The sequence below is a fragment of the Paenibacillus sp. Z6-24 genome (genome assembly GCF_054161335.1).
On record NZ_CP096398.1, the window covers coordinates 4811603 to 4827500 of the forward strand.

Here is a 15898-nt window from a genome sequence, read left to right on the forward strand (position 1 = left end):
CGCTCATGCTTTTTTCATATACTGCTGTACAAAGTCCGGCTGTTCCTCGCTGACCATATCGATAACAGCCTGGAACAGATTCGGCGGATACTCCGCAATCCGGTGACACAGATACAGATACCATTCATGACCATAGGTCAGGTAAATGCGTACCGGATGACCGTCATCCAGCAGACGACGGCTGAGATCCGGGCGAATGCCATACAGCAGCTCATATTCCACATAGCTATCCGTTTCGCGTCCCATCTCCAGCATCTGCTCGATCAGCGCTTCATCATGTGTGGCCACCGATACCCGGCAGCCCTGCCTGACCGCATATTCCACCAGTTCCATATAACGTGTATCCAGCTGCTGCGAACGCGGCAGGGAGATGGATGACGGCTCTTGGTAGGCACCTTTGACGATACGTACGCGGGAACCGGCAGGCAGACTCGTGACAGCATCTTCCGGTGTCCGGTGCAGCTGGGCCTGCAGCGTAATGCCAATATTCCCCGGATACTGCCGGACTGCACGGGTATACACCGACAGGATTCGGTCTATTTTGGCAGACTCCTCCATGCTGATGAAGAGCTCCACTCCCACCGATTCTGCCTGTCCAGCCAGCTCCAATAGATGCTGCAGCGTTATTTCCGTATCCAGCAGCAGCCCGATATGCGACAGGTCAAAGGATACCCGGTTTCCATGGCTATCCGATCCTGCTTCACGGATCAACGCAGACAGTTCCTGTACTGCCTGCTCGCACTCTTCCGCATACTGCGTATTTTCCCCAATATATTCGAGCGATACGGCGTAGCCTTCAGCTTCCAGCCGCCTTCCGGTATGCAGCGCCTGCGAGCGGTTTTCTCCGGTCACATAGCGATCCGCCGCTTTCCTCAGCAGCCGGTTCATGACCGGATCATGATCGATATACTCCTTGATATCCTGTCTGCGGGCAACAGATTTCAGTGCATCGGACAGCTGTTTTTCCATCGATTCATTGCGTGCTAATGGATTCATTGTATTCATCATGTACCTTCCCTTCTCCTGATCTGTTGCCAGCATACAGGACCAGTGCCCCTAGGGATTGTACAAAATTGCTATTTACCACATACAGCTACACCGACAGACTGTATTTGCCCGGCGTCACACCGACCATCCGGGTGAACAGACGTGTCAGATGACTCTGGTCGTAAAACCCAGCCTCCACCGCGATATCGGCGATTGGTCGCTGGCGAGCCAGCTCGGTTTTGGCATAGTTAACACGCAGTACATTCTGATACCGGTGCGGCGGCAGATGATTCCACTGCTTGAACAGGCGAATCAGATGAAACCTGCTGATTCCCACCTCCTGCTCCAGCTGGGCCAGTGTGATTTTTTCATTGAAATGGGTATGCAGATAGTCACGAATCCGCCCTATGTATTTATGGTCTCCATCAGATGAATGTCCATGACGCACATCACCGGACTCCTGGCCTGCCAGTGTCTGCATCATTTCGATCAATGCGCTCTCTACAGCCAGCGCACTTTCCTGCTGCCGAAGCTGCTGCATGATCAGTCGGATCTGCCAGCGGCAGGCTTCATTTTTGCCGGCAGACAGCAGATACGGAATATGGATAGCTTCCCTTTCCCGCCGCTCCAGTCCCTGCAGCCATTCCGGCTGGATGAACAGCATCCGGTACTGCCAATTCATTCCCTCTTCGGGATGACAGGCATGGAGCATCTGCGGAGGAAAACTGATCACACGTCCTTGTTCTACCATCATCGATGTCCCATCGCACCAGGCATTCGTCCGCCCCTGCTCGATCAACCCGATCGAATATTCCTCATGAAAATGTCGGTGATATGCCAGATCATCGGCCAGGCACTGCTTGGCTTCCAGAAAAGGCAGATCCGGGTGACGGTAAAATATCATATCAGCCATGTTACGCACCTCCTTTGTCGAATAGTATGGATAGCAAAAAGCCGCCAGTCAAGGAGTTTCCCTGACCAGCGGCTGCGCTGGAACATTACCATACTTTGCGATATGAAATGCTCTTTATTTAATTGACCAATCATTTACCTGTTATCTGTCCGGCTGTCCTACTCTTGCAGAGCATTCAGTACCAGACTGTTCACATAGGAGTTGAAGATCAGACCTACATGGTAGACACCGGAAATACGGATATTGTTCGCACCATCGACGATGGAGAGGTAGTTGCTGACGACCTGATCGTTGATGCTGTAGATCGAAGTCATATCGATACCTGCAGGTGCAGTACCTGTAGTCAGACGGTTAGCACCGCCCAGCGTAATCAGCTTGTCGACTTTATCTCCACCGCCGTAGTTCAGGATATAGTAGAGACTGTTGGCACCGCCCATGCTGTGAGCGATAATGTTTACTTTGGTGCTGCCTGTTCTGGCGAGAATATCATCGACCATACGACGGATCGCCGGAGCATTCATTGCCTGTGTACCATTCTTGCTTGGCAGGTCGATAGAGTACAGTTCATCCTGCGTCCAGCCCTGGCTCAGCAGATAGCTTTTGATGTACATAAAGTTGCTTGAAGATCCGCCCAATCCATGGACAAAAAGAACTGGTGTGTGTGTAGTTGCTGCGGAAGCCTGGGAAGTAAATACCGGCAGGCAGAAAATAGTGGACAGCATGGCTGCCAGCATTGTGAATTTAATTGTAGTCATAAAGTTACGCATATTTGTTCATTCTCCCATTCTGTGTAATTTGAATAATTATGTAGTATTTCACATCTCAGATTCTTATAATCACCTCTATATTATTTAGGAATTAATTAGACTACTCAACTATAAGTTAAGATTTTACATTTGTCAATTGATGTAATATATAGGATTTAAGGCTGTTTTTACTATACTCCTGTACTTCATATGACAACGAACAAATAATATTACACCTATGAAAAAACTGCTGAAGCCATCATCCCTGCTTCAGCAGCTTTGCATATTCATACAGTTTTACTTACAGAGATGGCTGAAGACTACGGATAGTAAATTCAAATTCCAGTTCCTGATCCGCAGGAATCTGATACTCTTCATGTACCGGTGCTCCCCAGCTGTCATCACCGCCGACACCCATTTGCTTGCCGGCTACGGTAATGACCGTGTAATGAACTTCCGGCAGCTCGTACACATGCGCTGCACTCTCCAGCTCCAGCGCCGTGTACGGGGAAATATTGCATTCCACAGGTGCAGTTGCCGGTGAAGTCAGGCGCAGACCATGCTGCTCATCATTCATAATATCGACCCGGCGCACACCTGTACGGTTGCCGGATTCCTGAGGTACCACATACCCGGATACATTGTCAGCTGCATCATTGCGGAAATGTCCGAGTCTCGCGCCAAAGGCACGATCGATATAATTCTCATCCGGTCCCATTGCATACCAGTCCAGATGATGGTAATCCGCCGGAATTTTGAATGAGAGGGCCACGATCGGCAGATTCGGCAGTCCGGCTGCTCCGGTATAACGCGATTTCACATGCAGACTTCCATCCGGATAGACCGTATAGGCAGTTGTCATACGCACATCGGTATGGATGCTGAACATATACTGGAATGTCACTGTGACATAATCCTGTTCCTGCTGCAGCTCCACACGGGTACAGCGGCGTGCCAGACTCGCGGCCAGCCATGCTCCGGAAGTATAGCCCTGAGCCGTTCCCTTGTCATTGTCTGTCGTCGCACGCCAGAACATCGGTACCGGCGGAGCCGAGATATACTCGCGGCTGCCATAACGCAGGGACGTCAGGCTTCCTGCTCCCTTGGAGAACATAATGCTGTAGCCGTCACCATGTACACCGATATTTACATCCCCCTCAGCTACACGCATCGTTCCGGTAGAGACAGGTTCTTCCTGCTCGCCTTCCACCACGAATACATACTCGCCAAAGGAAACTTCATAATCTGCATCCGCCCACAGCTCATCCTGCTTCAGTACAAGTGACGCATGGATCGCATACTCGCCCGGCTGTCCCGAGACATCCGGCAGCTTCATATCCACATGACCTTCCTGACCGGCAGCTACCTGTACATCGACAGTCATCTCATACATCTGTACGCCATTACGGTTCAGACGATAGAGCAGCTGATAAGCGTCCGTTCCTTCGAACAGATTCTCATTGACCACTTTGACGCCGCCCTGATCCGGCACCAGCTTGATATTCTGGTACAGGAATTTGACTTCCTGCATTTTTGGGGATACCTGGCGGTCGGCATAGACGATACCGTCCGTACAGAATCCATAGTCGGTTGCACGGTCATCGTAATCTCCGCCGTAGGCCAGATATTCCATACCATAGCGGTTTTTCTTCATTACGGCCTGATCGATATAATCCCAGATGAATCCACCCTGGTACATCTCGTACTTGTTCTCCAGCTCGGTGTATTTGTGCATGCCGCCGACCGAGTTGCCCATCGCATGCATGTATTCACAGCTGATATATGGCTTGGACGGATTGCTGTTCAGATACTCTTCGATATCTGCCGGTTTGGCATACATCCGGCTCTCCATATCACTGGTCGCATCATAATCACGGTTGTGGAATACCCCTTCATAATGCACGAGACGGGTCGGGTCCTTTTCCCGGAAATAGTCTGCCACATTCAGAATCACCTGACCGGCATACGATTCGTTGCCGCAGGACCAGATCAGGATCGACGGATGGTTCTTGTCCCGCTCGACCATCGAGATCGCACGATCCATAACAATATCCTGCCATTCCGGCAGATTGCCCGGTATATTCCAGGACGGCTCTACAGCGCCCATCTTTTGCCAGGAGCCGTGTGTCTCCAGGTTCATCTCGTCGATCAGGTAAATGCCATACTCATCGCACAGCTCATACCAACGCGTCTGGTTTGGATAATGCGACGTACGCACCGCATTCATATTGTTCTGCTTGATCGTACGGATATCCCACAGCATATCCTCTTCGGTCACCGCCCGTCCGGTACGGCAGTTGAATTCATGGCGGTTGACCCCTTTGAAGACAATACGCTTGCCGTTTAGACACATCACCTTGTTGATCATCTCAAAGCGGCGGAAGCCCACACGCTGCGGAATCATTTCAACCACTTCACCCGCAGCATTGTAGACGGTGATATAGAGTGTATACAGATATGGATTTTCCGCACTCCATGCATTCACTCCCTGCAGTTCAGCTTCGAAGGAAGCCTGAGCTGCTCCATTATGCTCTGTAAATGTACTTTCGCCCGAGCAGACGACCTGTCCCGCACGATCATGCAGCTCCAGAAGGACCCGTGTTCCGGCAGACGACTGTGCCTTTTCCAGATTCAGCTTCACATTCAATTGCCCCTGTGTATAGCTGTCATCCAGTCCGGCATTCACATGCAGATCACGCACATGCACTTCCGGCACGGTATACAGATACACCTCACGGAAAATACCGGAGAAGCGCCAGAAATCCTGATCTTCCAGCCATGCACCTGTACTGCGTTGATACACTTCCACAGCCAGCTTGTTCTCACCGGTCTGTATGTACGGCGTCAAATCAAAGTCCGACGGCGTAAAGCTGTCTTCGCTGTAACCGACAAACTGCCCGTTCAGCCATACGTAAAAGGCCGACTCCACCCCCTGGAAGGAAATGTATACAGGCTGTCCGTCTTGCATATTTTCCGGCAAATAAAAATTCTTCACATAGCTGCCGACCGGATTGGACTCCTGCGAGATCATCGGCGGACGCAGATTCTCCTGACCGTCCCATGGATACATCGTGTTCACGTACTGCATCTGTCCGTATCCTTGCGTCTGGATATGTCCTGGCACCTGGATATCTCCCCAGCCTGCACAGGCAAAGTCCTGCTCATAGAATGCCTGCGGGCGGCTTGCCGGATTCACCGCATAGTTGAACTTCCAGCTGCCATTTAGACTGTGACGCCAATTCATTACTCCACGCGCCTGGGCTTCTGCCAGTGTCGCATAATATTTATGATCCGAATACGCTTTTAGGCGGTTCACTGCAAATACACTTGTATCACTCAGCCAATCCAGGGAAGGAGATATTACTTTATCCTGCATCCATTTCGCTTCCGTCTTACTCATTACAATCACTCCATTCGTTTCATTTCGGTCATTTTTTATTATATGTTTCCGAGTCATGTCTTATTAACATAATAAAATCGCACTATAATATATTCCATATTCTTATGTTTATTACAGGTCGCATGCTTTACTTCCTCTTTCACCCGCCGGGAGAGCTCATGCTTGCAATACGCTCATATTTAAAGACCGGATCGTTTCCCTTTCAAAGGAATCTCAATATATCCGGTCCTTTATGGCGATACTTCAGCCCTTTCCATAGCACGAAGCGGGTGAAGCACCCTACCAGCGTATTTTTGATAGCATCAGCTAAATTTTATTTGACCGACCCTACCATACCTGCGACAAAGTGTTTCTGCATCAGGAAGAATACAATCGCTGTCGGCAGCGTAGAGATGACGATAGCGATCATGATTACACCGTAATCCGGTGAGTAACTGGAACCCAGATTGGAGATCAGCAGTGGAATCGTCTGGTTCTCCGGCGTCTGCAGGATAACGAGCGGCCACAGGTAGTTGTTCCAGCTGGACATAAAGGTAATGATTGCAGCGGCTGCATAGGATGTTTTCATCGTTGGCATGTACACCCGGAAGAACAGTCCCAATTCGCTCAGACCATCCATGCGTCCGGCTTCCAGCAGATCTTTCGGGAACATCTTGGTGCTTTGACGGAAGAAGAAGATCAGGAACGCTGTTGTCATTGTTGGAATAACGACAGCAGCCGGTGTATCAATTCCGATAAAAGGAATAAAGTTGGTCACCTGTCCGAACATCCGGTACAACGGCACCATCAAGGCTGCGAACGGAATCATCATGGACAGCAGCAGAATATTGAACAAAATGTCTTTGGCTTTACTGCGGTATACTTCAAATCCATAACCGGCCAGCGAAGCGATCAGCATCGCCAGAATGGTTGTGGAGACAGCGATCTTGGCCGAATTCCACATCGCATTCCAGATATCCACCGATTCGGTCAGCTTGGTCAGGTTATCGATCAGATGGGCACCGGGAAGCAGCTTGCCGCCGGTCACTTCCACCGACAGATTGGTCGAACTGACGATCATCCAGAAGAACGGGAAGATCGAGACAAATGCAGCGACGATCAGAAACAGATACGTAAACGTTAATTTTGTTTTAGCCATTGCGCTCACCTGCCACTTTAAACTGGATGAAGGAAAGAACGATAATCATGATAACGATGGAATACGATACGGTGGCCGCATAACCAAAGTCCGGTGAATATTCAAAGGACAGATTGTAGATGTACTGTGAGATACTGGTCGTCGCATTACCCGGCCCACCCTTGGTAATATTCACGACTTCATCAAACAGCTGCAGCGTACCGATCGTGGAAGTGATCGATGTGAACAAGATGATCGGCTTCAGCAGCGGTACCGTAATGCTGAAAAACTGACGGATCGCAGAAGCACCATCAATACGGGCCGCTTCATAAATGGAACTGTCGATATTTTGCAGACCGGATAGATAGAAGATCATGTTATAACCGGTCCAGCGCCAGGTGATCGCGATAATAATCGTGACTTTTGCCCAGAATGGATCGGTGATCCATTCGATTGGGGTATTGGTCAAATGCAGGTTCAGCAGCATTGCATTTACCAGTCCGTCCGAAGAGAACAGGTATTTGAACACAACCGCATATGCAACCAGCGATGTAATACACGGCAGGAAGATCGCCGTACGGAAGAATCCTTTAAATTTCAGGTTTTTATCATTTAGCAATACGGAGATGAACAGTGCCAGAATGACCATCAGCGGAACCTGGAAAATTAGATAAATGAATGTATTTTTGACAGCCGTCAGGAACATACTGTCTGTGAACAGACGCGTGTAGTTCGCCAAGCCGTTAAATTTCAAATTCATGCCTGTTCCTGTCTGGAAAGACAAAATCAGCGCCTGGAGCATTGGATAGAAAAAGAAGATAAAAATAAGTAATGCGGCTACGCCCACGAACATCCAGCCCGTAATGCCTTCTTTTACACGATTGCCCATTCGGGAACGGGTCGCTTTTTTGCTTGGATTCAAAGCAGGTTCTGCTGTCTTCATATCGTCTCATCTCCCTCATATCGCCGGTTTGCTTTTTCTGTATGGTCTGCTCGCCTGCGGGTTGTACACCTATCCATAAGGAAAAATAAAACCTTGAACGTTTAAGCCCAAGGTTTTATCTCCTGATTCATTCATGCCTGTTGATGAATTATTTCAGCTGGGCTTCAGCCTGTGCCTGTACATCGTTCATCATGGTATCTACATCTTTGCTGCCGCTCAGGTAGTTTTGCACTTCTACCGTCATGATATCCTCGATAGCATACGTATGCAGACCGTAATTGACGTTCGGCACTTCGGTTGTCCATTTCGCAAAGTCAGCATATACTTTTTGTCCGCCGAAGAACTCATCCGGCTTGTCATAGGCTTCATTCTCGGAAGACGTTTTCAGTGTACCGATAATGCCGATTTTGGTCAGCATATCCTGGTACAGATCTTTATCCGAACCGAATGTGGACTTGAGGAAGTCTGCTGCAGTGTCCTGTCCGTCCACGTTCATCACATACCAGGAAGCACCACCGATGTTGGAAGCGTGTACAGAGTTAGGTACATCTTTGAGTACCGGGAATGGAACGACTGCCCATTTGCCGGATTGGGAAGTTTCAGCCTTGATGGACGGTGTGATCCAGTTACCTGTAGGTACGGAAGCAACCGCGCCGCTGTTGAATGCAGCCAGGAACTGGCTCCAGTCGGAGTTGGCTTTGACGATGTTGGCCTCATACATCGCTTTGTAGCTTTCCAGCGCTTTTTTCAGAGCTGCATTTCCAGCGATGTTAGGCGTGGTACCGTCTTCTTTCAGGTACCAGCTGCCTGCAGACTGGATCATGGAGCGGATCAGACCGAGGTCATTTGGATCCTGTGTCAGCATGTCTTTGCCTGTTGCCGCTTTTACTTTTTTACCGATCTCGATAAATTGATCCCAATCGATATCCTGTAGATCGTCCACTTTGTAACCGGCTTGTTCCAGGTAATCCGTACGTACATACAGACCCGTTACACCGGAATCGAATGGTACGCCGTATTGTTTGCCCTGATAGCTGGTAGGACCCGCTTTGTAATCGGCAAAGTCAGCAGCCTGGATGGAAGAGGACATATCACGGAAAGCGTCTGGATACGCTTGCAGGAATCCCTGTGAGCGATAGTCCTCGATCAATACGATGTTCGGCAGCCCTTTCGTTGTACCGGAGTTAAGACCGGTGTTCAACTTCTGTACGATATCCGCCTGCGCATTTTCCACAATGTTAATTGTTACGTCAGGATGTGCCGCCATATATTTCTCTTTTGCCAGATTAAGTGCGGCAATGTTAAAGTTCGGATCCCATGCCCAGACCGTAATTTCTTTTTTGCCCGGGTCAGAGCTTGCATTACCGCCACCACCGGAACATGCGGACAATAATAGTACGCTTGCCAGTAAAAGGAACATTAATTTCTTCATTCTGTTCAACCCCTGCTCTTTGTATGATGTGCATCTGTATACCACCTGCTCCGTACATCCGGATACGCTGGTATGGAAGCATTACGCTTTTCGTGCAATGCCTGAACGGTGTGCCTTTTTTTGAAAGCGCTTGCTTGTTTATGAATTTATCTTATCATCACTATCTATTTTCTTGTTAGGAATATCTTTGTACGGATTTGTCATATTGTTGGTTCTCACAAAAATGATAGCGCTATCATTTGTACTTTTTTTGGATATTGGTAAAATTTAAAGATTCTCACTACTCATAAATGCAAGCGGATACATTTCAGCAAATACACTGTACACGCAGACGGACAGCTTTCTTGTTCTTCATCTTTCCGGCGTATGCTCTCCCTCTATCCACTCTGGTTTATTACAAAAAAAGCCGGATACAGGAGTATGACTTCCTGTATCCGGCTGCTTGGGCAGATGCAATAGAGACCTGTTCAAGTTCATGTACATGGCTGTATAGATTCCACATCATATCCATTAATTATGTTGCTGTGGATGCTTGATACTGTGAATTATGGCCTGAAGCTTGGTTCCTGAACTTATTTCTTCGTTTCTCCAGTAATATTGCTGAATCGTTCCGGAGCCTGATTGCTTCCGGTAGACGGTGCTGCAGGAGCAATATATCCGGAACGTGTCGCACCGCTGACCTGCAGAGTATTATAAAAGGCCACCCGGCCTGTTACAGTTGGCGTCGTTCCCGTCTGTGATGCGATTTCGTAAGGCAGGAAGAATATAGGTGAGGTGGACGTCTGATTCATATTCAGCTTGGCTGTCCATATCAGCTCACTGTGATTATCCTGCATTTCATAATAAGAGACGACATCTCCTCGTTGTTCGAAAAACGGGAAAGATTGTCCTTCCGGGAAATAATATGTGTATCCCGCATTGCTATCGTCCGACGGCGCATAGCTCTTCAGCTTGCTGATCCGCGGCATACTCACAGCTGCCTCGCGCCCGAGCGCCAGATCACTTCCGTTTGCCTGCTGAATCAACTGCGGCGGCGTCTTGGCTACATAGACTGTCCGGCTTGCCGGATTCCAGCTGACCGTCGCCTGTGCCGCTTCTGCCAGAAAACGCAGCGGCACCATCGCACGTCCGCTCCGCAGCGTCGGTGCAACCGGCAGATTAACGGTGCGATCGCCAATAGTGGCTGTCGTCTGCCCAATCACCAGCTTGATAACCGTACCATCCTGGCTGACGGTGACCGTCTGGGTTGTATTGTTCCAAATCGTTGAATTACCTGGTATGTACTGCAGGGCTTTGATCGGTATCATGGTGGTCCCTTTTTCCACATACGGCTCTACGCCGGCATAGACCGTTGAATTATTAACGACAACCTGAATATCGGGAACAGCGGCCTGTACGGTCCCGGCTCCTACACTGAGAGCAACTACCACTGATAATGCCAGTCTGGAAAATGCTTTGATCATATCTGATTCCTCCATTGATCATCATACCGTCCGATGTACATTATTAAACCAAACCTGTTTCAATTCCACATGCCATATTCATCTTACCATCTTTCGTACTCCAACTACTAATTAGACGAAGCAGCCCCCCTTTTTCCATCAGTATTTTTCTTTACCCTGATCAATATTCCGGTTCGGCCGCTTAACCGGTCTGTAACTCTTTTTAATCGCGTCGCTCGTAAAATGAGGTCACAAGCCGAATGTCTCCATAACCAAATTTACATTCAAATCCATATTCAATTTACGGAGGAATTTATAATGAATAATAGCCAACTCATCAAAACAATCATCCTGAGTACTGCAGCAGCGGCTGCAATCGGTACAGTCGTTCTGCCGACCAACTACGTATGGGGTGCCATCAATACACCGATCCAGAAATCTGTCCACAATGTTTCGGTCAGCACAAAGCAGGTACCTGCAACTGACGTCAAGATCGCCACCAAGCCGATCAATATCTCTACCGATACCTACACTGCCGCCATCAAAATTCCGGTTATCGCCGGAATGAAAGATACTGCATATGAGAAGAAATGGAATGAGGAGATTAATCAGCAAATCATCGCCAATCTGGACAAAATTCGTAAACAAGCCTCCATTGACAAAAAAGAAGCCCATAGCGACCATACCGACTTTAATCCGTATCGTATCGAAGTCAGCTATACAGCTGCTTGTACAGATAATATCATCTCGCTGCGTGTAGAGACGTTTACCTTGTATTCCGGAATGCGTGGAACACGCGAAGTCAAAACATACAATGTCAAAAATGATGCCCAGGCTTCAGCCGTCTCCCTCAAATCCCTGTTTGGCAGCAATTATCAGAAGACCATCAATGCCAGCATTGTCAAACAGATCAAACATTCCAAAGAACATTATTTTAACGGAAGCTTTAAAGGAATTGCTGCAGCCCAACCATTTTACCTCAAGAATGGAAAAGTACAGGTGGTATTCCAGCCCGATACCATTGCTGTCGGACTTGCAGGAGTGATTGAGTTCACCATTCCTGCGCTCCGCTAAAGCGGAGCACAAGTCTGTCCCACTATATCGGCCGAGACAGGGATTTCCTGTACTCGGCCATTCTTATTTTCCGCTATTCAGCCGATATAATACAGTAGCTGTATTATATCCATACCTATGTCTTCTACCATTTCCACGGTAGAGGACAGTCCGGTCCGGCCACAGGTATAATAAGTGTGAAAGGGGCCAAACCATGAAAATGATGAAATTAATCAGCCTTTGTCTGCTGCTTCTGGTTATATCGGGTTGCAGCCAGATTGTCTCTCCCGGCGATCTGCTGCATGCTCCCAACCGTACGAATGAAGAACAGACCTTATTCCAAGCCGTACAGCCTTTTCTTCCTACCGGCTACCGACTAACCATTCCCGCTTCCTATGATCAGGGCAGTGCGATCCGTCTCGCGGATCTTGATGGAGATGGACAACAGGAATTAATTGCTTTTTATAAAAAAAACCAAGTCGATTATGAGATTAACATACTCATTTTGCATCAGCAGAATGGTACATGGGAACAGGCGGATCTGATTACCCACAGCGCCCTGAATATCGATTATGTTGGACTTCTGCCTGTCACCAGCCAAGCGTCTTCCAATCTGGTCATCGGCTTTAACGCCGGGGATAATGGAAATGGTCTGCCAAAAGAGCTGTACGTGTATGCCTACCACAATCTCAAAGCGACTCCGATATTCAATCAGACATATAACCAGATAGCCCTGGGTGATATGATTGGCAATGGTCTGACCCAGATTGCACTTATTCCTCCAGAAACGAATATGCAAGAATCCCAGTCTACGGAAATTCTTATTTATAAGGTTATATTGTTTGGTGGCAAGGATGGTCAAGTCGTGAGACTGGCAGAACGCAATACCGAAAGTGTGGTCATCAATATGCAGATGGGCCAGGTCGCTGCTGATCGCACCGGATTGTTTTTGCAGAGTCCGACAGGAGGACATTCCGCTTACACGGCGCTGCTAATATGGCAGAATAATACGCTTGCTAATGTCATATCCTCTTCAAAACCGGCACCGAAAGAGCTCGCCAAACGACAGCCGTTGCCTATCGACAAGCCGGATAGCAGCAATGCTCCAATCTCTATTAACGATCTGTCCATAACACACTATCCAACCAGCAACCAGGATATTAATAATGATGGCATTATCGAGATCGCGCTGCTCACCGCTCCGCCGGGCACGGAAGCGCTGGCGCCGCTGACCATACCTTATATCACTTCCTATTACCAGTGGGATGGCAAGCGGCATCTGACTTTTGTACAGGACCGATTCGAGCAGTGGGGCTATAATTTCCGTATTCCAGACCGCTGGCAGGGACAATACCGTGTAAAGTTGTCCAGTGATCCGATGAATCCTCAGAACGAGATCCATTTCATATATCCGAAAAATGGACAGGTTTCAGCAGACCTGCTGGTGCTGCGTCAGCTTCCACAATCGGATTGGAAAAAGCTCGAAGAAAAGCTTGAAAAGCAAAAAGAAGCCTATATGGTGCTCAAGCATATCAGTGCAGTCATGACCGGTACAACCCCTTATGTCAGCGTAGCGCTGCTACCTAATCAAAGCAGCCGACTAACAGGTGAAGCATTGCAGCAGTACAAGCAGCTGCGACTGAATGTATCCGAAGTTCTTCTGCTGGCAGGCAATACCGGTGTCATACCGGGAAAGGAGGCGCAGTAATTGAAAGTACTCATACTTGAAGACGAAAAACCGATTCGCGATTTTGTACGGATTAATCTTAAACGGGCAGGTTTTGATGTTGTGGAAGCAGCAACCGGCGAAGCCGCCTTGGCAACGATAGGTAATCATCCGGATATTGATATGGCTGTGCTTGATGTGATGCTGCCAGGGATCAGCGGATTGGAAGTATGCTCCTCCCTGCGCCGGCTCAATGCCCGGATGGGCATCATTATGCTGACTGCCAGAGGACAGGAGAGCGACAAAATTAATGGACTTGATCTGGGAGCAGATGATTATATCGTCAAACCATTTAGTCCTGGTGAGCTGGTTGCCAGATTAAACTCTCTGTACAGGCGCCTCCGTCCCACAGAAGAGCTTCCTGAAGAACATGTACTGTTCAGTCATCCGTTCCGTTTGCTGCTGGATCAGCGCAAGCTCGTGCGGGGAGAGCAGATGATTCTACTGACGCCCAAGGAATTTGATATTCTGCGGCTGCTAATGGAGAATCCGAATAAAGCAATACACCGTGATAATATCCTGAATGAAGTATGGGGCAATTTTTTCACCGGTGATATGAAGACAGTTGATGTCAATATCCGACGTATCCGACAGAAAATCGAAAAAGATGATGCTAATCCCGAATATATCGAGACGGTCTGGGGATATGGCTATCTCTGGAGGAAGGATCCGCATCATGAAGGGAATTAAAGTTAGACTGCTGTTCCAGATTGGTATGCTGCTTCTGGCTATCGTACTGCTGCTGGAAGCCGTATTTGCTTTTGCCGTGTATTCCTATTACTTCAGCAGTGCACGGCAAATTATACAATCTCGTGCTGTAACGGCAACAACCTTTACCAATCAGTTTATGGACGGTTACCCGCTCGCTGACCGGGCACGATATATTCTGGAGAACCTTGTAGCCAACGAGAACAGCCGGGTCGAAGTGTTGAATCTTGAAGGCCAGACAGTCATCGACTCCTATGGATTCTCTTCTCCCGAGCATATCGATACCCAGGATGTGCAGACTGCCCTGCAGGGCGGGATCGGCAATTATACTGGCTTTCCTCCACACTTTGAACAGCGAATAATGGCAGTATCCAGTCCTATTATCAGTTCGGGGCAGGTAATTGGGATACTGCGCTTTTCCGTATCGACAGAGCCGCTGTACAAGGCGGTATTTACCCTGGTTGGCTGGGCAATTGTTATTGGAGTCGCTGTTATGGTGCTGGGCTTCGCCTTTAGCCTGATCATCGCCCGGAGAATTATTGATCCTGTCAAAGAACTGACCGTAATCTCACGGCAAATGGCTACGGGCGATTTCTCCGCCAGAGCCGTTCGCAAATATGATGATGAAGTCGGTACACTCGCCGATTCGCTTAACCATATGAATGAAGAACTTGCCAAAAGCGAGAAGATGAAAAACGATTTCATATCTACTGTATCTCACGAGCTTCGTACTCCGCTGACTTCGATCAAAGGCTGGGGAGAAACGCTGGTCGTCGGAGGACTGGAGGATGAAGAGGAGTCTCTGCTTGGTCTTGAGGTGATCAATGGGGAGACAGATAGGCTGATTGGATTGGTGGAGGACCTTCTCGACTTTTCCAAATATCAGGCTGGCGAGATCCAGCTGCGTCGTACACCTGCCAATCTGCACAAGCTGCTCAGAGAGATGGAGCTACAATACAGCTACGCTGGCAATAAGCGCAATGTCACACTCCATACAAATTTGACTGAAGACGCACTGCCTATGGAGGCCGATCTGAACCGGCTCAAACAGGTATTTGTGAATCTGATCGATAATGCGATCAAATTCTCCAAACAAAATGGCGATGTCTGGCTCAAAGCCGTACGCCAGGATCGACAGGTACACGTCTCGGTACAGGATAACGGAGAAGGCATCCCTCCGGAAGATATTGATAAAATTGGAGAACGCTTCTACAAAGGCCGCTCCAAAATGTCCGGCAGCGGACTCGGTCTGGCGATCAGCAAAGAAATTGTTCGCCTTCACCACGGCCAGCTCCGTATTAAAAGCGAATATGGTACAGGCACAACAATAACCGTTATCCTGCCGCTGATGCCGGATAATCCAACAGATGAATAGTGATAACAAGATAACAAGATAACAAGATAACAAGATAACAAGATAACAAGATAACA

General features: G+C 48.5%; 12 protein-coding genes. 4 read left to right on the forward strand and 8 right to left on the reverse strand.

The window, feature by feature from the left end; genetic code table 11:
- Positions 1-3: 3 nt before the first annotated feature.
- From M1D61_RS20800 to M1D61_RS20835, 8 genes are all read right to left on the reverse strand, one after another.
- Positions 4-1008, reverse strand: coding sequence for a proline dehydrogenase family protein (locus tag M1D61_RS20800; protein WP_458120455.1), 1005 nt, complete (start codon positions 1006-1008; stop codon positions 4-6).
- Positions 1009-1093: 85 nt separating this feature from the next.
- Positions 1094-1900 carry an AraC family transcriptional regulator gene (locus M1D61_RS20805; RefSeq protein ID WP_458120456.1) on the reverse strand — a complete coding sequence of 269 codons (807 nt, stop codon included), beginning with the start codon at positions 1898-1900 and terminating at the stop codon, positions 1094-1096.
- Positions 1901-2058: 158 nt separating this feature from the next.
- A complete protein-coding gene (locus M1D61_RS20810) occupies positions 2059-2667 on the reverse strand; it encodes an esterase/lipase family protein (RefSeq protein ID WP_458120457.1) in 609 nt (202 codons plus the stop codon).
- Between the two features lie 280 nt (positions 2668-2947).
- A complete protein-coding gene (locus tag M1D61_RS20815; protein ID WP_458120458.1) occupies positions 2948-6046 on the reverse strand; it encodes a glycoside hydrolase family 2 TIM barrel-domain containing protein in 3099 nt (1032 codons plus the stop codon).
- 313 nt (positions 6047-6359) lie between these two features.
- Positions 6360-7184, reverse strand: a complete 825-nt coding sequence (locus M1D61_RS20820) for a carbohydrate ABC transporter permease (RefSeq protein WP_458120459.1) — start codon at positions 7182-7184, stop codon at positions 6360-6362.
- Positions 7177-8106, reverse strand: a complete 930-nt coding sequence (locus M1D61_RS20825; RefSeq protein WP_458120460.1) for a carbohydrate ABC transporter permease — start codon at positions 8104-8106, stop codon at positions 7177-7179. The genes M1D61_RS20820 and M1D61_RS20825 overlap by 8 nt, the downstream gene beginning before the upstream one ends.
- A gap of 148 nt (positions 8107-8254) precedes the next feature.
- Positions 8255-9538, reverse strand: a complete 1284-nt coding sequence (locus tag M1D61_RS20830; RefSeq protein ID WP_458120461.1) for an ABC transporter substrate-binding protein — start codon at positions 9536-9538, stop codon at positions 8255-8257.
- A 572-nt stretch (positions 9539-10110) separates the two neighbouring features.
- Entirely contained in the window at positions 10111-11001 is an 891-nt protein-coding gene (locus tag M1D61_RS20835; RefSeq protein ID WP_458120462.1) for a stalk domain-containing protein, read from the reverse strand.
- A 297-nt stretch (positions 11002-11298) separates the two neighbouring features.
- On the opposite strand from M1D61_RS20835, the gene M1D61_RS20840 reads away from it, so the two are divergent.
- The 4 genes from M1D61_RS20840 (at position 11299) to M1D61_RS20855 (ending at position 15842) form a co-directional block, all read left to right on the forward strand.
- Positions 11299-12054 carry a DUF3298 and DUF4163 domain-containing protein gene (locus M1D61_RS20840; protein ID WP_458120463.1) on the forward strand — a complete coding sequence of 252 codons (756 nt, stop codon included), beginning with the start codon at positions 11299-11301 and terminating at the stop codon, positions 12052-12054.
- A 193-nt stretch (positions 12055-12247) separates the two neighbouring features.
- Positions 12248-13741, forward strand: a complete 1494-nt coding sequence (locus tag M1D61_RS20845; RefSeq protein ID WP_458120464.1) for a hypothetical protein — start codon at positions 12248-12250, stop codon at positions 13739-13741.
- Positions 13742-14449: a response regulator transcription factor gene (locus tag M1D61_RS20850; protein ID WP_458120465.1), complete on the forward strand. Its 708-nt coding sequence runs from the start codon at positions 13742-13744 to the stop codon at positions 14447-14449.
- Complete coding sequence (locus M1D61_RS20855; RefSeq protein ID WP_458120466.1) at positions 14436-15842, forward strand: sensor histidine kinase; 1407 nt, start codon at positions 14436-14438, stop codon at positions 15840-15842. The genes M1D61_RS20850 and M1D61_RS20855 overlap by 14 nt, the downstream gene beginning before the upstream one ends.
- The last annotated feature ends 56 nt before the right edge of the window (positions 15843-15898 follow it).